The following is a 19,639-nucleotide window of genomic DNA, read 5'->3' as shown; positions in this document are numbered from 1 at the left end:
ATGAGCAACAGTTTTAACGATGTGGTCAATTTGGCTCTGGAGGCAAGCAAACTCAAGGATCATTGGGGTCAGAACAAGATTTGCTCCCGTAGACACGCTAAGGGCGAACGGATTGTGAACATCATGCCGCCCGCAGAATTTTTCCAGGCGACCGTAACGTCCTGAAGCCTTCAGGTATTTGTTTCTCCGTGTCCCAGGAGTAGATGCCGGTCAGATTGATATGCTCCCAACGGAGCGGCGAGATGTGCTTGAGCACGTCATCGGTAATTTTCCGGCCCTGCTGTCGCAGATGAGCGACGGCCCGGCTGAGATAAACGGTGTTCCAGTGCACGATGGTACTGACTACCAAGTTCAGTCCGGAGGCCCGAAACGCCTGGCTGTCATAGGAGCGGTCGCGTATTTCGCCGCGTTCGTGGAAAAATACGGCACGCTTGAGTTTGTGGGCAGCCTCACCCTTGTTGAGACCAGCCTGGCACCGCCGGCGCAGCGATTGGCTCGAATACCATTCGATCATGAACAGTGTCCGTTCGATGCGACCGATCTCACGGAGCGCCTTGGCCAGGTCGTTGGCTTTCGACGAGGTGGCAAACATCTTGAGGATGGTTGATGGCGCGACAGTTCGCGTTGTGACCGACGCGCCTATGCGCAGGAGATCGTCCCAATTCTCAAGAATGAGCGTGGTGTTGATCGGAGTGCCAATATGATTGGCCAAGGCTGGGTAGGTATCGGCTCTTTCGAAGGTATGGAATTTCCGGTCCTTGATGTTGCGCAGCCGGGGAGCGAAGCGCTTTCCAACGAATGGGAACAGTCCGAAGACCTGATCGCTGGCGCCGCCGGTGTCGGTGAACAGTTCCTCGATTTCGAGGATGGTGTCGTGGTCAAACAGCCCGTCCAGGACATAGACGGCTTCGCTCTCGGTTGGGCTGATCGGCAGGATGCTGAAGTAACCGTACTGATCGGAAAGTCCGCTGTAGAATTTCGTGCCCGGTTCGCTGCCGTAATGCAGGTTGATGTCACCGCGCTTTGCCGCACGATCGCTGGCCCGGAAGAATTGACCGTCAGACGATGCGGTCGTTCCGTCACCCCAAAGGCGCGAGTGCGGATGAAGCGTATGTGCATCGGTCACGCAGGCCTGCGCCGCTCGATAGGTCTCGGACCGGGCGTGGAAGGTTCGCATCCAACCTATTTGATGGGCGCTGATCCCTTTCGAAGCTCCGGCCATGCGTTTCGGGCCGAGATTTGTACCGTCCGCAAGCACACCTGCGAGCATCGCCGGAATGTTTCGCGGCACGTCTCCCGTTCGGACATGGGAGAACTGGTCGGCAAAACCGGTCCATTCATGTACTTCCCGGAGCAGGTCGGGAATTTCGACGAGCGGATACATTTCGGAGATCTCGGCGTTCAAGTCTTCGGCCGCAGCGGGAACATCCCTGGCATGCGGCGTCACGATCAAGGTTCCCGCCTCGAGCCTGACGCCTTCGAGCTTTCCATTACGGGCACGATACGCGAGCCGTTTGAGGTTTAAGTCCATCATTTGCCGGACCTCGGTCAGCCACGCCTCGCCGTCTCTCTGCACACCGAGACCCAGTTTGTCTTCCTCCTTGAGAGCGACAAAAGTGGACCTTGACATCAGATGTTCATCGATCGGCCGGAAGGCCCGGCTGCCTTCGACCCAGACATCGCGGGATCTGAGCCGATCACGCAAATGAGCGAGCGTCGCGATCTCATAAAGCCGGCGATCCGGCTTTCCATTCTCGAAGATCAGCTTCCTGTCTGACTTTGCAAGATGGGCAACCGGAACGCGCTCGGGAAGAACACGCCTTCCTTCGGCATAAAGCGATCGCAGTACTGCTATTGCGGCCAGCAGCGGATCGTGACGTCGGCGGGACTGGAAGTTGAAGTTCTGGAGGAAAGCTGCCGCATATTTGCGAAGGTTACCGTATTGCTCGGCCGCCAGCGCTAACGGGGAAGTGCTGTTGCTTTCGACGATGGCTTCGAGACCTGGCTTGATTTGCAGTAGCCGGTTCCAGCCGACCTGCCGGTTCAATGTGTCGATCGCATCTTCACCGGTATCGTTGGCGGCCTGTAAAGCCACGATTGTGTCGAGGAACAGCCGCAACACCTTCGATGTTTCGGCGCGTGGGTTCATATGGCGCTGCTTTTTGCGATTGTTGGCCTTGGAGAACAAACGGCCGATCAATTTGATGAACATGGTCATCGCATCGTCGGTGAGCTTCTGACCAAGCTTGATGACCTGTGCCACAAGTGTCGCGTGCCGACGGCTGGCGGTAAAGTCGTTGGCGAGCCAGGCCGGCGTGGCATCTCCCTCACGAACCATCTGTTCCCAACGGCCAGACGGAATACGAGCTTGCAATCGGGGATCGATCCCGAGCGAACGCAGAAAAATGACTCGTTCTATCAATCCGACCAGGTTCAGCGCGCCGGGAGCCTCCGGAGCCGACTTCAGCCAGTGAAAGCGCGTCTGACCGATCGCGGGTTCGACGGTTAGCAAGTCGTCGAGAGATACCAGCGTCTCCGGTGTGAGGTTCGAGATTAGGCCAGCCTCAGCACGACGCCTGGCGAGAGCCCGGCCTGCAATCCCGATCTTCACAATGGAATGCAGGGACGGAAGCAAGGCACGTCGGTCCCGGAAAGCCTTGATAATCGCCTCGGTGATCGGTAACCCCTTGTCCCCAGAAGCGGCGGCGTCTGTAGCAGCAACCAAGGCTGCACGGCGATCGTCCTTATTCGCGAGGTGCAGACCGAGATATTCTGTCAGGTGCCTACTATGATCGAACCTGGTTTGTGTCCGCGTCGCATAGATGGAAAAGTGGCGCGGCTCAATGCCGAGCTGATCGGCCAAATATTCGATGATCAACGTTGGTGGCAATTCGCCATCGCCCAAGAGGCGGCCAGTGTGACGCATGACACAGAGCTGGACGGCAAAGCCCAGTTGGTTGTGGGGGCGTCGGCGCAATTCGCATTCGAGGCGATCGCCTGCATCGAGTGTGTAATGACGAATAAGGCTGTCTTCATCTACGGCAAGTTCCAGCAGTGTTTGCGCCTCGCCGGCATTGATAAGTTTCCTTCGCCCCATTCGCCTACTCCTGTACATCGACACGCCTTGCAACTAGGTAGGTTACCTGTCCAAAAACGAGCGATTACGTACAGGGTCAAAATACCCTGTCCACAAATTACCTTGACGGATTTATGAACAGTATATTTATTTCAGACAGTCTATTCGGACGAAATTGAACCATGCCATGCACCTTTGCCTACGTCCGCGTCTCCACGACCGGCCAGACGACTGAGAACCAACTCCAGGAAATCGAAGCTGCCGGTTTCAAGGTTGAGCCGCGTCGGATTATCACCGAGACGATTTCCGGCAGCACTGCCATTGCGCAGCGCCGCGGCTTTTCCAGGCTTATGGACAAGTTGGAGGGTGGCGACATATTAATTGTAACCAAGCTCGACCGCCTCGGTCGCGATGCCATTGATGTCAGCGCCACGGTCAAGGCGCTCGCAGAAATGGGGGTACGTGTCTATTGCCTCGCACTCGGCGGCGCTGACCTCACCAGCCCGGCTGGCACCATGACCATGCAAGTACTCAACGCCGTGGCTCAGTTTGAGCGGGATTTGCTAATCGAGAGGACACAATCCGGTCTCAAACGTGCAAAATCGGAAGGCAAAGCCCTCGGTCGCCCCGCAACGCTCAACGACAAGCAGAAGCAGGAAGTACGCGACGACCTCGCAAAGGGGATGAGTGTCTCAGAGATCGCAAGAAAATTTGCCACCAGTCGACAGACAATTATGCGTGTTCGCGATGACCGTTCATGATCCGTTCGATCTTAGCGTGTCTGTGGGAACAAATCTTGTTCTGACCCCATGTAGGTGAGTGTCCAGTCTCTAAACCAATGAGTGACATCGTCGCCAAAGAAGGTGAAGGTTTGCAGACCTCTGGGAAAGAGTTCAGTTAGATAGAGCCCAATGCCGCTGACGATTGAATTCATCAGATATTCGGTCGGCCCCATAATGATCGTAAAAAACACCAGCGCAATCGCGATGCCCATCGCCAGATTGGACAGTTTTGCCATACCGCTGCCAAGATCAACAAGAAGTGGCGGCATGTAGGCGAGGACCATAACTGCGAATATGACCCAGATCAGCCATGACGATGCGCTTTGGGCACCGGCCAGTACAGTAACGCCGTCAGCCACCTGAAACACGCCCATGGCAACCGACCCGGCGACGCCAATGGCAATGGCGGAAATTGCCATGAAGTCTGAAAACCATCCGACGACAGAAGCCCAACGCTCTCCGGGAAAGAGGTTCTTGAGCGGTGCACTGACCAGCATCGGCGCTCCGCGCCGAAAGCTGAAATAGGCAATGGTCAAGGCAGTCGTGCCGTAAATCGCCCAAGCATGAATGCCCCAGTTGAAATTGGTGGCCAGCAGAGATTGTTCTGCTGCAATTGGCTTGGGTAGGCCATGTTGTACGAAGTGGTAATGTGTGAGGGGCTCTGCGACAGCCCAAAACAGAAGACCTACGCCCATACCTGCTGCAAACAGCATCGCGATCCATGTCGGTGTGGAATACTCCGGTCGATCCGTGTCAGCACCCAGACGGATATCGCCGTAGCGGGTGAAAACGAGGCTGAGGCAGAAAACCAGCATGATTGTAACGGACAGCATCACGAACCAGCCGCGGCTTACAAAATACTGATCAACGATCTCTTTGGCGTTGGCCAGAAGACTGTCCGGGTCAATGACACCCCAAACGCCAATAATTGCGCAAAGTCCGATGGAAGCGCCGAGAAGCAACCTGTTGGAATGCATGATGGCCCTTATGGCTTAGTTGATCAATGAAATCTGTAGCTGAACACAAGACGATGTAACAACTTGGGTCAAGGAAAGAAATGCCCGGGCGCGAATACACCCGGGCTGACCGTCCATATTAATGCAGGTCTGAACTTATTCTGCCGCCTCAGTGACTGCCATTGGGTTGTTTGGGTGCGTGGTCCAGTTGGCGTAATTCGGGTCGACGGTTTTCTTTGTTCTCGGATCAACGGATCCGGCTGCCATCGGCTCCATGGTGATGCAGTTCTCAACCGGACAGACATTCACACACAGGTTGCAGCCAACACATTCCTCATCGATCACCTCAAAATGACGTACACCGTTAACAAGGTTGGTGATCGCCTGGTGAGAGGTGTCTTCGCAGGCAATGTGGCAACGGCCACACTTGATGCAGAGGTCCTGATCGATCTTCGCCTTGGCGATGTAGTTCAGGTTGAGGTGTTGCCAGTCTGAGCAGTTTGGAACAGCCTTACCAACGAACTGATCAACGCTGGTATAGCCCGAGCGATCCATCCAGTCGGACAGGCCGTCAATCATGTCTTGAACAACCTTGAAGCCGTAGGTCATGGCTGCAGTACAAACCTGAACGGACCCTGCACCCAGCGCCATGAACTCGGCTGCATCGCGCCATGTGGTTACACCACCGATGCCGGAAATCGGCAGTCCATGCGTTGTTGGATCACGGGCGATTTCCGCCACCATGTTCAGTGCGATTGGTTTCACCGCTGGCCCACAATAGCCACCGTGAGCGCCCTTGCCGTCAATTGTGGGTGAGGGGGCCATTGCATCCAGATCAACGCCAACGATTGAATTGATCGTGTTGATCAAGGAGACCGCATCTGCTCCGCCCGCATGCGCAGCTTGAGCCGGTTTGCGAATATCCGTGATGTTTGGTGTCAGTTTGACAATCACCGGCATGCGGGTGTGCTGCTTACACCACCGGGTTACCATCTCGATGTATTCGGGGACTTGCCCGACAGCGGACCCCATGCCGCGTTCGCTCATTCCATGCGGGCAGCCAAAATTGAGTTCCACGCCGTCCGCACCGGTATCTTCCACCTTTTTCAGGATGTTGATCCAGTTTTGCTCCTCGCAAGGGACCATCAACGACACAACCATGGCCCGGTCCGGCCAGTCGCGCTTGACCTGCTTGATCTCCTGAAGGTTGACGTCCAAGGGGCGATCTGTGATCAGTTCGATGTTATTGAGGCCCAAAAGCTGACGGTCCTTGCCGTGGATCGCCCCATAGCGCGGGCCATTGACGTTGACCACCGGCGGGTCTTCTCCCAGCGTCTTCCAGACAACGCCGCCCCAACCGGCCTCAAAAGCACGGATGACATTGTATGCCTTGTCTGTCGGCGGGGCAGAGGCCAGCCAGAAGGGATTGGGGGACTTGAGGCCAATAAAATTCGTGCGCAGATCTGCCATGTCGGATCTCCTTGAAACGGTCAGGCGCTAAGCGCGCGATGGATGGAGGCAGCGGCAATCTTGCCGTCTTCGACAGCAGCGACCGTTAGGTCTTCGCCGCCCAGAACGCAGTCTCCCCCGGCCCAAACGTCGTCGAGACTTGTTTTGCGGTCTGCGTCGACCACAATGCGTCCCTTTTCGATCTGAACGGTTGAGTCAGCGCCATTGAGGTCCGCTGAGACCAATGTCTGTCCAACCGCCTTGAAGATCATGTCTGCGGGCAGTGTCACCGTCTCACCCGTGCCCTTGAGCTGCCCGTTTTCTTCTGCCGTGCGTTCCAGCTCAATTGCGCTGATGTGACCGTTTTCAGCAGCAATGGCTTTGGGTTGTACCCATGACATGATTTTCACGCCATTTGTCTGGGCGAGATGCTGTTCATACTCGCTGGCATTCATGCGTCCCTGACCACGACGATAGGCAATGGTCACATCATCTGCGCCAAGCAACTTGGACTGAACGGCAATATCAACTGCCGTCATGCCGCCGCCGATCACGACGATACGCTTTCCAACGGGCAAGGCTGACAAGTCTTCTGCTTGCCTAAGGTCTGAGATGTAGTCCACGGCGCTGAGGACGCCGGATTTTCCTTCGTTCTCCAGACCAAGGTCGTTCACGCCGCCAAGGCCAATGCTCAGGAAAACAGCATCATATTGGGTGCGCAGGTCAGCAAGGTTCAGGTCCTTGCCAAGCGCTTTGCCGGTTTTCAGCGTGATACCGCCAATGGAAAGAACAAATTCGACTTCCCGAGCAGCGAAATTGTCGACCGATTTGTAGGCAGCGATCCCGAACTCATTCAGCCCGCCCGGTTTCGAGCGCGCGTCGAACAAGTCGACGTCATGCCCTTCAACTGCCAAAGAGTGGGCGCAGGAAAGGCCAGCTGGACCAGCTCCAACGACTGCAATTCGTTTTCCGGTTGAGGCTTTCCGGGTAAACGGTGTGGTTTCATGAGTTTCCATGAAGTGGTCTGTCGCATAGCGTTGCAGCTGACCGATTTTGACCGGTTTACCTTCTGCTTCTTCGCGAACGCAGACTTGTTCGCAAAGCGTTTCCGTAGGACAGACCCGGGCACACATGCCGCCAAGGATGTTTTCCGCAAAGATGGTTTTCGCAGCGCCCGCCGGGTTTTCTGTCGAGATTTGACGGATGAACTGAGGAATATCGATGCTGGTCGGGCAGGCTTGCGTGCAAGGCGCATCGTAACAGAAGTAACATCTGTCAGCCTCGACCATGGCCTCGTGAGGCGCAAGCAATGGGTGAAGATCGGCGAAGTTCTTTTTATATTCTTCGTCCGACAAACGTCCTGCAGCCACGTCAGGTGCGGCGTTTTGCTGGGTCATGAAGGCCCTCCGGAAAACTGGCGATTCAAAACTATTTGGTGCGAACTTCGTTTGTTGAGTTCACTCTCAATATTGATTGGAAGAAAATTTGAACAATTAGTCAAATTTTTTCTGAAAGCTCTAAATATATGAGTATAATACTCAATATATAAGTTGTAATAAATCAGATATTTAAGATGTGTTGTGGGTCGAATATTTGTTTACGTGAATTGTGCGATAATGCTCAAAAATCAGCGACGGAAATTCAGAAAGCTACGCTGCGATGCAGCATTTGGCGGGAGTAGAGATTGGTATTTTACTTTCCCGGTCCTTTGAAATCGAGGTCGAGCCGTCGCATCGCTTGAGCGGCCATGCCGCGCATGATGTAATTCTGATCCCATGGTGCAACATCGATTTCATAATTTTGGTTGAGGTCATCAATCAGACCTGACGCCAGTCCGGCTTTCAGTCCATCTTCCATAAAGGGCATGGCCTTTGTGGAGCTACCGGTCAGAACAATTCTCGCTGGATCAATCAGAGCTATAATGCGCGCAAGTCCAAAGCCGAGCACATGCCCAGCTTGACGAAAATGCGCCAAGGCTTCCGCTTTCCCTTCAGCAGCCATATCAATGGCAGCCTGAAAACGTGAGACTTCGCAATTTGGGTCTGGCGGGGCGACCTGAGACAATGCGCTGCGAGAGAGATAGGCTTCATAGCAGCCTTTTTTTCCGCAAAGGCAAATCGCTCCATCCGGAGCATGGTTGGAGTGCCCAAACTCGGCGGCCTTGCCGTTCATGCCGGAGAACAACTTGCCATCGAGAAACAGCCCCATGCCGACACCATAGTCGAGAAGCAGAACCACGAAAGTGTTGCCATACCGCTCCGGATCAGACCAATGCAGGGCTTCGGTGATCATGTTTGTGTCATTGGAGACATGACAATTGGCACTGAAGACTCGCTGTAACGGCTCAACAATTGCCGTGTTGCGTCCCTCAATTGCCGGGCTCCAGATAATGGTCCCGGTCTCCACTTCTACGGCACCTTGCGCCACAAGGCCAATTTCCCTGACAGCTGAGGTGGTGACCTTGGCCCTGGTAAGCAGGTCGGCAACCAGATCGATCAAAACGCGGGCTGTGGTGTCGGAGGTGAGTTCTCCATCGTCGAAATCAGCGTTTAACTCGCCAGCGATTTCGCCAGAATAGTCGACCAGCGACAATTCAAGTCTTTGTATGGAAAGGCGGATGCAAACAACAAAGGCTGCTCCCGACTTCAGTTTGAGCAGCGACCGTGGTCGTCCGCGAGAGGTTTGTTCTTTTGCCTCTGTGCTTTCAAAGCCTTCGATCAGCTCCTGATCCAGAAGATCGGCAGTGATCGAGGTCACGGTCGCTGGGCTTAATCCAGTAATCTGGCCGAGTTCAATCCGCGCTAAGGGACCGTCCCGTCGCAGAGCCTGCAGGATGATGCTTCGGTTTTGACGGCGTATTTGATCTCGATCGGCCTTGTCGGGCATGATCAGAACCTGAAAATGGACCTAATTTGATCAGAGCACTTGAGCGAGACACGCATAAATGTCTGGTGAAAGTGCGGCCAAACTGGCAGCTTGCCACCGCGCAATCAATATTTTTTTAGGCATCGAAAAAATGCCAATGTTAAATCAATCAGGCATTTGTCGGGATTTGGAAGCATTCAGAAATAATGTGACAATCTAGGATTGAAAATGCGGTGAGATATGAAATTTAAAGTAGGAAGGGCGCAGTGTTTCTAGGTCTGGATTTTGGAACAAGTTCTGTCAAAGGGCTGCTGATTGACGAGAATCAGTCAGTCATCGGGGCTGCAAGCGCAGCCTTGACAGTTGATCGCCCACATCTCTCCTGGTCAGAGCAAGCTCCGGATGACTGGTGGGCAGCATCTCTGGATGTACTCGATGACCTTGCGGCTCATCATCCCTCGGAAATGGCAGCGGTTAAAGCCATCGGCTTGTCAGGCCAAATGCATGGAGCCACCTTGCTGGGGGCTGACGACCGGCCGCTTCGTCCCTGCATTTTGTGGAATGACACAAGGTCCGCGACCCAGTGCGGAGAGCTTGAAGCGCGCGAGCCTCAGTTTCTGACCTTGGGCGGCAACCGTGTGATGCCGGGGTTTACCGCGCCGAAACTGCAATGGGTTCGAGAAAACGAACCGGGAATCTTCGAGCAAATATCCAAGGTGCTTCTGCCAAAGGATTACATCCGTCTCAAACTGACAGGAGACCACGTCAGCGATATGTCCGACAGCGCGGGGACGCTTTGGCTGGATGTTGCCAAACGAGAGTGGTCTGCTCCGCTCCTTGCTGCGACAGGTCTCGACCGTAACCAGATGCCCCGTCTGGTTGAGGGAAGCGAAGCATCAGGTGAGGTCCGAACAGACCTGTGCCAGCGGTATGGCTGGGCAAAGTCGCCTGTGGTTGCCGGGGGCGCAGGAGACAATGCAGCATCAGCTTGCGGGATCGGTGCCCTGCCTTCAGGGGCGGGTTTTGTGTCTCTTGGGACATCCGGCGTGGTTTTTGTGGCGACTGAGCGCTTCCAGCCAAACACGAAAAGTGCAGTCCACGCCTTCTGTCATGCCGTGCCGAATACTTGGCATCAAATGGGCGTGATCCTGTCTGCGGCCGACAGTTTGAATTGGCTGGCGCGCCTACTAGGCGCAGAGCCTACTGAGATGGTCAAGGCGCTCGGCGCGATCAAGTCTCCCTCCCAAGTCGCGTTTCTTCCCTATCTTGGCGGGGAACGAACACCGCACAACGATGCCGAAATTCGCGGCAGTTTTGCAGGGTTGTCCCACACAGCAGGGCAAATCGATTTGACCCAAGCGGTTCTGGAAGGTGTCGCGTTTGCGTTGAGAGACTGTCTGGGCGCACTGACATCTGCTGGCAGTACGGTCGCGGGACTGACCGCGGTGGGCGGTGGATCGAGATCGGATGTCTGGTTACAGGCGCTTGCAACAATATTGAAAGTGCCGATCTTTCGTCCCTCTGAAGGCGACTTTGGCGCAAGCCTTGGCGCTGCGAGGTTGGCGATGGCAGCAGAAAGTGGATCCACAAACGGTATATTTTCAGCGCCGCCCACTTCCAGAACTTTTGAACCAGAGGTCACGCAAGTGGCTGCCTATGATGAGGCTTACCATCGTTGGAGGGCGCTCTATCCCGCGCTCAAGCAGGTCGGCTATTAGATTGTTATTCTTCTGCAGCAGACGTCAGTTTAGGCGCGCTGCGGCAGCGTTCCGAGCAATACCGCACTGCCTCCCAGTCACGCGCCCATTTTTTGCGCCAGGAAAAGGGCTTCTGGCAGTGAAGGCAGATTTTCTGCGGAAAATCCGCCTTTTTGCGCATTTTCATTGCTTCTCCTCCAGTAGATCAAGGAAAGAGGATTGCGCTGCATGTGTGTCCTGCTGGCGGGTGCGAGACGGGCGGCGTTGCCCGCGCATGCCAATACCGCGCTTGGGGCTACCGTGTTTTTCCTGAATGTTCTGGGCTGTTGATCTGAAGTCACCGCCTTTGCGGATGGCCCAAACCTTTTCCCGCGCTTCCTTGGCCGCGCTAAGGTGATCGACAACGGGAAACGGATAGCGCTTACCGAGGACGCGGCCCGCGTTATCTGCCTTCCAAGGTTCATGGATATGCTGTGCGTCAATATCAGCAAGCTCAGGCACCCACCTGCGGACAAATACGCCATCTGGATCCTGGTCCAGCCCTTGTTTCACCGGATTATAAATCCGCACGGTGTTGATCCCGGTCGTACCTGATTGCATTTGCACCTGCGGCCAGTGAATGCCCGGCTCATAATCCGTGAAAAGACGGGCAAGATGCAGCCCCGGTTCGCGCCAGTCGAGCCATAGATGATAGCTGGAGACGGCAACCAGCATCGCCCTCATTCTGAAATTCATCCAGCCGGTTGCTGACAGCGCGCGCATGCAGGCATCAACGAAGGGTAGTCCTGTTTCTCCAGCTTTCCAGGCCTGGAAAAGCGTCTCGTCTGGAACGCTTGGACGCAGCCCGTCATACGCCTGATGGAGGTTTTCAAACTCCAGTCGCGGTTCGTCTTCCAGTTTCTGCATGAAATGGCAATGCCAGTGCAGACGGCCGGAAAAGGAACGCATGGCGGAACGCCAACTTCTGTCCCCCGGCAGTGGATTGGTCTTCAGGTGCCGCTGCCGGTCATAGGTTGCCTGAGTAATTTCCCGGAGCGACAAGGTGCCAAAAGCGATATGCGGCGACAGGCGAGAACAGGCGTCAAACGCTGTCACAGGTGATGACATGGCGCACTGGTAGGGTCTACCGCGTCGTGTGAGAAAGCTGTCAAGTGTTGCAAGCGCTGCCTGCCGTCCACCGGTTTGGCGGTAAGGGCAAGGGTCGGGGTTCAACCCAAGCTCGTGTTGGGATGGGAACGGGTCACTGGGCTCCAGAACTGCCGCAATGTTTTGGGGGCGATGCGCAATGGGGTCACCCATGACCGTATCCCACTGACGGGCCCAGCCGGTCCGGCCTTTGAGACGGCGAACCACGCCGGTTTGTCTAAGTTCGTGCCAGTGAACACCGCTGGCACGGCACCAAGCAGATACGCGTTTGTCCCGCGCAAACGTCCAGCCGTTTCCAGTTTCTTCGTGAGACCAGAGGGCAGCAATCGCGTGTCGTGATTTCAGATCTGTCAGAACATGGATGATATCATCGACCTTGAGAACCAATCGCACCCCCAAACCCTGGAGGTCATCACGAAGGTCGACAAGACTTTCCTTCAAAAAGGCAAAGTGCCGACCAGACATATCGGGTTGCATCCAAAGCTTAGGTTCGATGACGTAAAGCGGCAGCACCGGCCCGGCCTGCGCAGCCTTCAAGAGCGGTGCATGGTCATAGGTTCTCAGGTCTTTCTTGAACCACACAATTTGAACCGGCGCGCGCATGTTGCTCCTGTCGCCCATTTGCCAATCCATGTATTTACGGATCGCATTGCAATCGGATTTACAACAGTCTCCATTTGCCGGATGCCGTGCGCGTGGTTAGCCTGTGCGAAGCGCAGTGGCCAGATCGGGGTCTGCCAGCCCGTGAAGACGATTGGCAGCCGCGCGGGCGAACCGGTGAGTGACGGATTTGCGTGTTGCTGCCGCAAGTTTGTGTTCCGGGGCTTCGCGAAGCATGTGGGCCTCATAGCCGTCGGAAATGATCAGCCCTGCCTCTTCCGGAAAGAGTTCGGCAGGAACATCCGGATGTGTGGCGAAAAACAATCGGTCGCAGTGTTGACGATAGTCCGGCCACTTGGTGTCAGCACGAAAGTCCGCGATGGACGACTTGACCTCGATAATCCAGACTTCATGCTTTGGACCAAGCGCCAAGAGGTCGGCCCGCCGCCCGGACGCAAGACTGACTTCTGCCAAGCACGAAAAATCCATCTGCCGCATCATGCGGGCCGTCCCGCGCCAGACCATCATTGCGGTATCGGATTGGCGTCCGTCTGAAAGGGGATCATCAAGCAAAACCCTGTTATCGAGCGTCATCGGCCTCGCCCAGTCTACATAGAGTTAGATGTTCTTGACTTGTTCACATTTTATGGCGGTATTGGTCAAGCACCCTACAGCCAAAATCGCTCGTGTCCCGGTTGCGCCACATTGAGCTACTCGATAGTTCGCGCTGAAAAACCCCTTAACTGATTGAAGAGTATGGATACCCATTGGGTTTTGGATGTGTGAATATGCCGGTTAGTTGATCCGAAGCACGCATTTTCTGGCATATTCTCATGAGACCTTCAAAACGCAACAAACGGTGTGGCGATCTGTTCAAGGAACGCCTGGCCGCAATCATCGATATGAACCATTCGTTGGTGCGGCTGTCTGGTCTGATGCCTTGGGATGAATTTGATGCGGAGTTCGGCAGGCATTATCGCCCCTTGGGACGACCGGCCAAACCAACGCGTCTGATGGCCGGGCTGCACTTTCTCAAGCACATGTACGATCTTTCCGATGAAGAGACGGTTGAGCGTTGGGTTGAAAACCCCTACTGGCAGTCTTTCTGCGGTTTTGAGTTTTTCCAGCACCAATTCCCCATTGATCCCTCAACCATGACCCGCTGGCGCAAACGGATTGGTCCTGAGGGAATGGAAAAGCTTCTTTCTGCTACGGTAGGTGTTGCGATTGAGAGCGGGACGATCAAGAAGAGCAGCCTTGAGCGGGTCTTGGTTGATACGACCGTTCAACCCAAAGCCATTGCCCATCCCACCGATAGCCGTCTTTATCACAAGGCCTTGCAGCTTCTGGTGCGCCAGGCCAAGAGGGCCGGCATCATCTTGCGTCGCAGCCATACCAGAGTTGCCAAAAAGGCGGCCTTGATGGCGGGCCGTTATGCCCATGCCAAACAGTTCAAGCGGATGCGCCGGGAACTCAAAAAGCTGAAGACCTATCTGGGCCGGGTCTATCGCGACATCTCCCGCAAGATCGCAGGCAACGAAGGTCTTGAGCACCGGTTCTCCCGTCTGCTGGGACTGGTGGAGCGGCTTCTGGCCCAGACCCCCAAGGACAAAAACAAGATTTATTCCATGCATGCGCCGGAAGTGGCCTGTATTGCCAAGGGCAAGGCGCGAACACCTTACGAGTTCGGGGCCAAGGTTGGCATTGCCACGACCAATCGGGAAGGATTGGTTCTTGCGGCGAGGGCTTTTGAGGGCAATCCCTATGATGGGCACACCTTGAATGACACCATCAGTCAGGCTGAGAAAGTCTGCGGCACCAAAGCTGAGCGTGTCTATGTGGACCGTGGCTATCGGGGGCATGATTATGAGGGCGACGCCAAGGTCATGATCTCCGGCCAGAAGCGCGGGCTGACGGCACAGATGAAGCGTGAGCTGAAACGACGATCAGCGATCGAGGCCACCATCGGCCACATGAAAACAGATGGACGACTTGACCGGAACTTCCTCAATGGCAAAAATGGCGATGCCATCAACGCCCTGCTGGCCGCAGCCGGTCATAACCTGCGTCTGATCCTCAATGCACTGATCATTTTGCTGCTCTGGATCACAAACCCCATCCCCAAACCGGTCAAATCGAATATTTGCGTATTGCTTCGGCCACGCGCAACATCAATGGCTTAGACGTTGTTCAGGGCGGACTCGATAAGTGTTTTTGCTCGGGTGGCTGTTTGCGGGTGTTCGAATGGCCGGGAGAATTGGCGGAACAATCTCATCAAGCTTGGGAGGGCTTTAGAGTGAAGAGTGTCAAATGGTTGTGCCTTGCGGCCTGTGTTTTGGGCCTAAACGCGCCTGCACAGGCGGGTAAAGGCGATTTGACAGTTTCAGTTCCGCGGGTTTCTGACATTCTCGCCAGCCGCACACTGGATTTGCGATTTGCTGATTTTGCGCAAGGCATCTGGACACAGACCGAGGGCGATTGTCAGGAATTAGGCCGGATAGATGTTGGCGCGCCGGGAGATGCAATCGCAATCTATCGCGGCTTGTTCGAAACGCCGGGCCGTGTGTGCCTCGTCTATGGTGCCGAGCAGGATGCGACGGAAATCCAACGGGCGGCGATGAACTGCAGATTGGACCGGGGTGGAAGTGCGCTGGGCCTTGTCACTGTCGCCAAAAGGGGTAGTGAAAATCTCCTGTTTCAGGAAGGTGAGCGCCCTCCAGTCACCTATCAGTTCTGCAAGGCGATCCCGTCTCTTCTTGAGCCGTTCAGTCAGTAGGTTTCTCCGCTTTCGAAAAACCGGCGCGTTTTGCAAGGCTACGCATTCGGTCATCAGCTGAAAAGCGGACAAATGCGTCTTCCAGAACGTGTGCGGCCTGCGATCTGTAGCCAGCATCAAGTAGCATATCTGCCCGCCGAAGCGGGATTTGCTTGCGCCACCTTTTTGGCAGCGTGCGCCAGACGGGCTGTGCCTCGATGGCTTGATCCAGATGTTCCAACAAGTGAGCAGCCTTTGTTACGTCACCATTTTGGCTAACCGCTTCTGCATAAAGCCACTGAAGCCCGGGATTGGAATTGAATATTGGAAGGGCTTTTAGTTCGTCCAACTGGAGAGTTTCGCCCTTCGAGAACGTTTCCCAGAGACGGCCAAATGCCGAGAGGCTGGCTAGGTCAGCGTCCAGAAGAAGCGACTTTGGCACAAGCAGTGTTTGAGGGTCGCGGTCAAACGTCTTGATCAGCTGGCGAATGACATTCCGGCTGTAAAGGTGGTCGTGGCTGGCATGGGTCGATGCGAGCAAATGAATATATGTTTGGCTAAGATTGTCCGCAGCGCGGGCCACATTGGCTGCATCCGTGCCATCAAATCCGCCATAATAAAGATGCACCGAATGAGGTGTGTTGGCTTCCGCGAGGGTTTCAAGACTCAGGAAGTCCGCTGTTTGCGCTGAAATGCCATGCTCTAAACTTTGGGAACCCGGTTGGCCTGTTAGGAGTTCAGCGCCAAAGGCATGAATGTCGCCATCTCGCCGCGAAAGTCCGGCATGTAAAGCTGCCGTTCCGCCCATTGAGGACCCGTAATAGATGATCCTTGAGGGCTTTTGAGTATCAATTGTTTTGTCGATCAGATGGCCGATGTCGTTCTGTTGATCCAGATACCATCGATTGCGAGGATCATTGAAAAAGAGGCACGCATGCCGGGTGCCCGCAAAAAGCCGCTCCAACCCAAATTTGCCCGGCGGCACGCGCACCTGAGAAAAAACCACGACGAGGTATCCGCTGGTGCCGGGTTGAACACGGTAGCAAAGCTTGGAAGGCGTTTGGCCTGAGGTTGGCGCGGGCACGAGGTTAGATCTCAGGACCAGCCCAAATATCGGACTTTGCGGCTTTTTTGGGAGTGCGGGATTCCGAAATATGGGCCGTTTGCGGGTCAAGCGTACAGAGCGCATCATATTGGCTCAGGAACACCTTCCCGGTCAGATGCGCAATGAACTCCGTGGACTGGAGCCGGTCCATCACCGGTCCTTTCACTTCGGACAAGTGGAAAGATACGCCACTGTCTGACAGACCATGGTTGATTTCTTCGAGGCTCTCCAAAGCGCTGGCATCTATGTCATTGACCGCAGGGCACATCAAGACAATGTGTTCGATATTGGGTCGCTCAGACACGAGACCATATACACGGTCTTCCAGATAGCGGCTGTTGGCAAAGAACAGGCTTTCATCAAGCCGCAAAGACAAGACTTTGTCACTGGTAACCACCGGATGGCGATCCACATTTCGGAAATGCTCGGTTCCCGGCACGATACCAACAATCGCAGTGTGCGGACGGCTGGAGCGATAAAGATGGAGCGCGATGGACAAGGCCACACCCGCAACCACACCCTGTTCAACTCCGAAGAACAGGGTGACACCAATGGTGCTGGCCATGGCGAGAAAATCACTCTTGGAATAGGCAAAGGTGCGTTTGATCGCGCCAAAATCCACCAGCGACAAAACAGCGACAATAATGGTGGCAGCCAGAGTTGCCTGCGGCAGGTGGGTCAAAAGCGGAGTTAAGAACAGAGTCGCCACAGCAATTCCGATTGCGGTGAACGCTCCGGCTGCGGGCGTTGCAGCACCTGCATCAAAGTTGACGACGGATCGCGCAAACCCGCCGGTAACCGGATATCCACCGGACACCGCAGAAACGATATTGGAGGCCCCCAGTCCGATGAGTTCCTGATCCGGCTCGATCCTTTGTCGTTTTTTGGCAGCCAGCGTTTGAGCGACGGAGACGGATTCTACAAATCCGATAACGGAAATCAGCAGGGCAGGACCGGCCAATTGCAGCCAAAGGTCTGAGTCAAAGTCGGGTAATTGTGGAACTGGAAGACCGGAGGGGATGTCGCCCACGATCCGAACACCATAAGTGCCAAGATCAAAAGCCGCAGCCAACAGGGTTGTGACTGCGACTGCAGCGACAGGTCCGGCCTTAGTCATAATATCAGCCCAAAACGGCTTTACACCCATGCTGAGAAGGCGTTTTTTCAGGTCTTTGCGGACCCAAAACAAAAACACTGTCGCGGATATGCCGATCACGAAGGTAATGAAATTGACCTCTCCCAAATGGGAAAAAATCGAGCCAAAAATCTCGTAGAGCGTGTGGCCAGAGGCTGGAACACCAAGAATATGTTTCAGCTGACTGGAGGCAATCAGCAGCCCGGATGCGGTAATAAATCCGGAAATGACCGGGTGGCTGAGAAGGTTTGCCAGAAATCCGAGCCGCAGGAGGCCCATGAGCACCAACATCAACCCGGAAATGAAGGCGAGCACGATCGCTGCGCCCAAATACTCGGGCGTTCCTTGGGAGGCGAATTCGCCAACAGCGGAGGCCGTCATCAAGGAGACCACCGCAACAGGCCCGACAGCCAAGGCGCGGCTTGTTCCAAAAATCGCGTAGGCAACAAGTGGCAGGATGGATGCGTAAAGACCAACTACTGGCGGCAAGCCGGCCAACAATGCATAGGCCAGAGATTGCGGGATCAACATGATCGTGACGATCACAGCGGCCACCAGATCACTGGTTGCCGTTTCGCGGGTGTAACTGCGTCCCCAGTTCAGAATCGGGAAATAGCGTTGAAGAACGCGTTGGGACATTCTGTGGTCGCTTTCAGCGCATCTGGTCGTACGGGGGCGAAGCCCCGGAATGCCTACAATTAGGAGTAAAGGCCCAGCAGGTGCCGGGCCTTGGACAAGGTGTTAGCCAGCAATTCCAAAGACCGGGCGAAGGTCGTAACCGGCAGCGGCCGAATCCTTCAAAATGTCTTCCACGGGTCGCGAGTTGGCCTGAGACAAGGCCCAAACGGTTGCACAGCGTGTGCCGGTTCGGCAGTAGGCGAAGACCGGGCCGGGCAGTTCCTCAAGCGCCTTGCCGAAGGCAACAACATCTTGCTCTGTCATGTGGCCGGAAATAATCGGAAGAAACCGAGTTTCCAGTCCTGCAGTTTCAGCCGCGGCCTGAATTGCGGCAAAATTCGCCTGATCGGCCGCTTCTCCATCTGGTCGATTGCAGATGATAGCCTTGAAGCCGAGCTCCTTGATCTGCGCGACATTCTCAGGCTCGATTTGCGTGCTGACGCTAAGACTGTCGGTGATGGTTTTCGGTGTCATTCCGCTTCCTTAAGTGGCAGGTCCAGTCTCAAAGGCCATTTACAGGCACTTTGAGAAAAGTTTTGCCGTCTTCATCGGCCGGTGGCAACTGCCCGGCGCGCATATTTACCTGTAGCGACGGGATGATCAGCCTTGGCATGTCCAATTGGGCATCCCGTTCGGTGCGGAATTTGACAAACTCTTCCCGCGTCTTGCCACCGCCAACATGGATGTTATGCGCCTTTTCCTCCGCGACTGTTGTTTCCCACTGAATGTTACGACCATTAGGACCATAGTCGTGACACATGAACAGTCGCATATCGTCAGGAAGGGCTAGAACTTTCTGGATCGAATCATAAAGTGTTCCGGCATCCCCGCCGGGAAAGTCAGCACGGGCTGATCCGCCATCTGGCATGAACAGGGTATCGCCGACAAAAGCCGCATTTCCGCACACATGAACCATGCAGGCGGGTGTGTGACCCGGCGTGTAGATCGCACATGCCGTCATTGTACCGATCTGATAGGTGTCGCCGTCTCTGAACAGGCGATCAAACTGACTGCCATCTCGCTGAAATTCGGTTCCTTCGTTGAACACCTTTCCGAAGGTGTCCTGAACGACAGTGATCTTCTCTCCGATCCCGAGCTTTCCGCCCAGTTCCTGCTGAATGTAAGGGGCTGCAGACAAATGATCCGCATGCACATGGGTCTCAATGAGCCATTCAAGCTCGAGGCCGTTTTCCTTAATGAAGGCGATCATCCGATCCGCATGGTCATATGTTATGCGACCGGCGGCGTAGTCGATGTCCATGACACTGTCGACAACCGCGCATGCGCTGGAGTTCGGATCTTTCACCACATAGGCAATGGTGTTGGAGGGTTTGTCAAAAAACGGCGTGACGTCCGGTTTGACTGTCATGCCGATGGGGTAAGTCTGATCCATGA

17 protein-coding genes are annotated in these 19,639 nt (G+C 55.0%); 5 read left to right on the top strand and 12 right to left on the bottom strand.

Annotated elements, in window-relative coordinates:
* On the top strand, positions 1 to 165 hold the full coding sequence (locus tag TRICHSKD4_RS30830) for a hypothetical protein (RefSeq protein ID WP_009467804.1): 165 nt from the start codon (positions 1 to 3) through the stop codon (positions 163 to 165).
* Here TRICHSKD4_RS30830 and TRICHSKD4_RS15390 read toward each other — a convergent pair.
* On the bottom strand, positions 122 to 3,097 hold the full coding sequence (locus TRICHSKD4_RS15390; RefSeq protein ID WP_009467803.1) for a Tn3 family transposase: 2,976 nt from the start codon (positions 3,095 to 3,097) through the stop codon (positions 122 to 124). The genes TRICHSKD4_RS30830 and TRICHSKD4_RS15390 overlap by 44 nt on opposite strands.
* 161 nt (positions 3,098 to 3,258) lie before the next feature.
* On the opposite strand from TRICHSKD4_RS15390, the gene TRICHSKD4_RS15385 reads away from it, so the two are divergent.
* On the top strand, positions 3,259 to 3,837 hold the full coding sequence (locus tag TRICHSKD4_RS15385) for a recombinase family protein (protein WP_009467802.1): 579 nt from the start codon (positions 3,259 to 3,261) through the stop codon (positions 3,835 to 3,837).
* A gap of 11 nt (positions 3,838 to 3,848) precedes the next feature.
* On the opposite strand, the gene TRICHSKD4_RS15380 is transcribed toward TRICHSKD4_RS15385, so the two are convergent.
* The 4 genes from TRICHSKD4_RS15380 to TRICHSKD4_RS15365 form a co-directional block, all read right to left on the bottom strand.
* Positions 3,849 to 4,835: a BCCT family transporter gene (locus TRICHSKD4_RS15380; protein ID WP_009467801.1), complete on the bottom strand. Its 987-nt coding sequence runs from the start codon at positions 4,833 to 4,835 to the stop codon at positions 3,849 to 3,851.
* 135 nt (positions 4,836 to 4,970) lie between these two features.
* On the bottom strand, positions 4,971 to 6,284 hold the full coding sequence (gene preA / locus TRICHSKD4_RS15375; protein ID WP_009467800.1) for an NAD-dependent dihydropyrimidine dehydrogenase subunit PreA: 1,314 nt from the start codon (positions 6,282 to 6,284) through the stop codon (positions 4,971 to 4,973).
* Positions 6,285 to 6,304: 20 nt separating this feature from the next.
* Positions 6,305 to 7,660, bottom strand: coding sequence for an NAD(P)-dependent oxidoreductase (locus TRICHSKD4_RS15370; protein ID WP_009467799.1), 1,356 nt, complete (start codon positions 7,658 to 7,660; stop codon positions 6,305 to 6,307).
* A gap of 295 nt (positions 7,661 to 7,955) precedes the next feature.
* Entirely contained in the window at positions 7,956 to 9,149 is a 1,194-nt protein-coding gene (locus TRICHSKD4_RS15365) for an ROK family transcriptional regulator (protein WP_009467798.1), read from the bottom strand.
* A 245-nt stretch (positions 9,150 to 9,394) separates the two neighbouring features.
* Between TRICHSKD4_RS15365 and xylB the strand changes: the two genes are divergently transcribed.
* Positions 9,395 to 10,846 carry a xylulokinase gene (xylB, locus tag TRICHSKD4_RS15360; RefSeq protein ID WP_009467796.1) on the top strand — a complete coding sequence of 484 codons (1,452 nt, stop codon included), beginning with the start codon at positions 9,395 to 9,397 and terminating at the stop codon, positions 10,844 to 10,846.
* Between the two features lie 4 nt (positions 10,847 to 10,850).
* On the opposite strand, the gene TRICHSKD4_RS29415 is transcribed toward xylB, so the two are convergent.
* From TRICHSKD4_RS29415 to TRICHSKD4_RS15350, 3 genes are all read right to left on the bottom strand, one after another.
* Positions 10,851 to 11,006, bottom strand: coding sequence for a DUF2256 domain-containing protein (locus TRICHSKD4_RS29415; RefSeq protein WP_009467795.1), 156 nt, complete (start codon positions 11,004 to 11,006; stop codon positions 10,851 to 10,853).
* Positions 11,007 to 11,008: 2 nt separating this feature from the next.
* Positions 11,009 to 12,592 (bottom strand): deoxyribodipyrimidine photo-lyase, encoded by a 1,584-nt coding sequence (locus TRICHSKD4_RS15355; RefSeq protein WP_009467794.1) that lies wholly within the window; start codon positions 12,590 to 12,592, stop codon positions 11,009 to 11,011.
* Between the two features lie 78 nt (positions 12,593 to 12,670).
* Positions 12,671 to 13,165, bottom strand: coding sequence for an MmcB family DNA repair protein (locus TRICHSKD4_RS15350; RefSeq protein ID WP_009467793.1), 495 nt, complete (start codon positions 13,163 to 13,165; stop codon positions 12,671 to 12,673).
* A 239-nt stretch (positions 13,166 to 13,404) separates the two neighbouring features.
* On the opposite strand from TRICHSKD4_RS15350, the gene TRICHSKD4_RS15345 reads away from it, so the two are divergent.
* The gene (locus tag TRICHSKD4_RS15345) at positions 13,405 to 14,754 is read left to right on the top strand and encodes an IS5 family transposase (RefSeq protein WP_009465529.1); all 1,350 of its coding nucleotides are present in this window, start codon (positions 13,405 to 13,407) and stop codon (positions 14,752 to 14,754) included.
* 113 nt (positions 14,755 to 14,867) lie between these two features.
* A complete protein-coding gene (locus TRICHSKD4_RS15340; protein ID WP_009467791.1) occupies positions 14,868 to 15,347 on the top strand; it encodes a hypothetical protein in 480 nt (159 codons plus the stop codon).
* Here the strand turns inward: TRICHSKD4_RS15340 and TRICHSKD4_RS15335 are convergent.
* The 4 genes from TRICHSKD4_RS15335 to TRICHSKD4_RS15320 all read right to left on the bottom strand — a co-directional run bounded on the left by TRICHSKD4_RS15335 (position 15,337) and on the right by TRICHSKD4_RS15320 (position 19,637).
* A complete protein-coding gene (locus TRICHSKD4_RS15335; RefSeq protein ID WP_009467790.1) occupies positions 15,337 to 16,410 on the bottom strand; it encodes a hypothetical protein in 1,074 nt (357 codons plus the stop codon). The genes TRICHSKD4_RS15340 and TRICHSKD4_RS15335 overlap by 11 nt on opposite strands.
* 4 nt (positions 16,411 to 16,414) lie before the next feature.
* On the bottom strand, positions 16,415 to 18,205 hold the full coding sequence (locus TRICHSKD4_RS15330; protein ID WP_009467789.1) for a SulP family inorganic anion transporter: 1,791 nt from the start codon (positions 18,203 to 18,205) through the stop codon (positions 16,415 to 16,417).
* 102 nt (positions 18,206 to 18,307) lie between these two features.
* Positions 18,308 to 18,718 (bottom strand): TIGR01244 family sulfur transferase, encoded by a 411-nt coding sequence (locus tag TRICHSKD4_RS15325; protein ID WP_009467788.1) that lies wholly within the window; start codon positions 18,716 to 18,718, stop codon positions 18,308 to 18,310.
* Between the two features lie 28 nt (positions 18,719 to 18,746).
* Positions 18,747 to 19,637: an MBL fold metallo-hydrolase gene (locus tag TRICHSKD4_RS15320; RefSeq protein ID WP_009467787.1), complete on the bottom strand. Its 891-nt coding sequence runs from the start codon at positions 19,635 to 19,637 to the stop codon at positions 18,747 to 18,749.
* Positions 19,638 to 19,639: the final 2 nt, after the last annotated feature.

The sequence above is a fragment of the Roseibium sp. TrichSKD4 genome (genome assembly GCF_000148725.1).
Classification (GTDB): Bacteria; Pseudomonadota; Alphaproteobacteria; order Rhizobiales; family Stappiaceae; genus Roseibium.
Note: the sequence above shows the minus strand (reverse complement) of the source record. Positions and strands in the feature narration are given on the sequence as shown.

Bases quoted from the DNA above. Each gene is read 5' to 3' on its own strand.
- TRICHSKD4_RS15380 (WP_009467801.1), bottom strand. From the start codon at position 4,835: ATGCATTCCAACAGGTTGCTTCTCGGCGCTTCCATCGGACTTTGCGCA.
- TRICHSKD4_RS15345 (WP_009465529.1), top strand. From the start codon at position 13,405: ATGAGACCTTCAAAACGCAACAAACGGTGTGGCGATCTGTTCAAGGAA.
- TRICHSKD4_RS15330 (WP_009467789.1), bottom strand. From the start codon at position 18,205: ATGTCCCAACGCGTTCTTCAACGCTATTTCCCGATTCTGAACTGGGGA.
- TRICHSKD4_RS15355 (WP_009467794.1), bottom strand. From the start codon at position 12,592: ATGGGCGACAGGAGCAACATGCGCGCGCCGGTTCAAATTGTGTGGTTC.
- TRICHSKD4_RS15390 (WP_009467803.1), bottom strand. From the start codon at position 3,097: ATGGGGCGAAGGAAACTTATCAATGCCGGCGAGGCGCAAACACTGCTG.
- TRICHSKD4_RS30830 (WP_009467804.1), top strand. From the start codon at position 1: ATGAGCAACAGTTTTAACGATGTGGTCAATTTGGCTCTGGAGGCAAGC.
- TRICHSKD4_RS15350 (WP_009467793.1), bottom strand. From the start codon at position 13,165: ATGACGCTCGATAACAGGGTTTTGCTTGATGATCCCCTTTCAGACGGA.
- TRICHSKD4_RS15325 (WP_009467788.1), bottom strand. From the start codon at position 18,718: ATGACACCGAAAACCATCACCGACAGTCTTAGCGTCAGCACGCAAATC.
- TRICHSKD4_RS15370 (WP_009467799.1), bottom strand. From the start codon at position 7,660: ATGACCCAGCAAAACGCCGCACCTGACGTGGCTGCAGGACGTTTGTCG.
- TRICHSKD4_RS15385 (WP_009467802.1), top strand. From the start codon at position 3,259: ATGCCATGCACCTTTGCCTACGTCCGCGTCTCCACGACCGGCCAGACG.
- preA (WP_009467800.1), bottom strand. From the start codon at position 6,284: ATGGCAGATCTGCGCACGAATTTTATTGGCCTCAAGTCCCCCAATCCC.
- TRICHSKD4_RS15365 (WP_009467798.1), bottom strand. From the start codon at position 9,149: ATGCCCGACAAGGCCGATCGAGATCAAATACGCCGTCAAAACCGAAGC.
- TRICHSKD4_RS29415 (WP_009467795.1), bottom strand. From the start codon at position 11,006: ATGCGCAAAAAGGCGGATTTTCCGCAGAAAATCTGCCTTCACTGCCAG.
- TRICHSKD4_RS15320 (WP_009467787.1), bottom strand. From the start codon at position 19,637: ATGGATCAGACTTACCCCATCGGCATGACAGTCAAACCGGACGTCACG.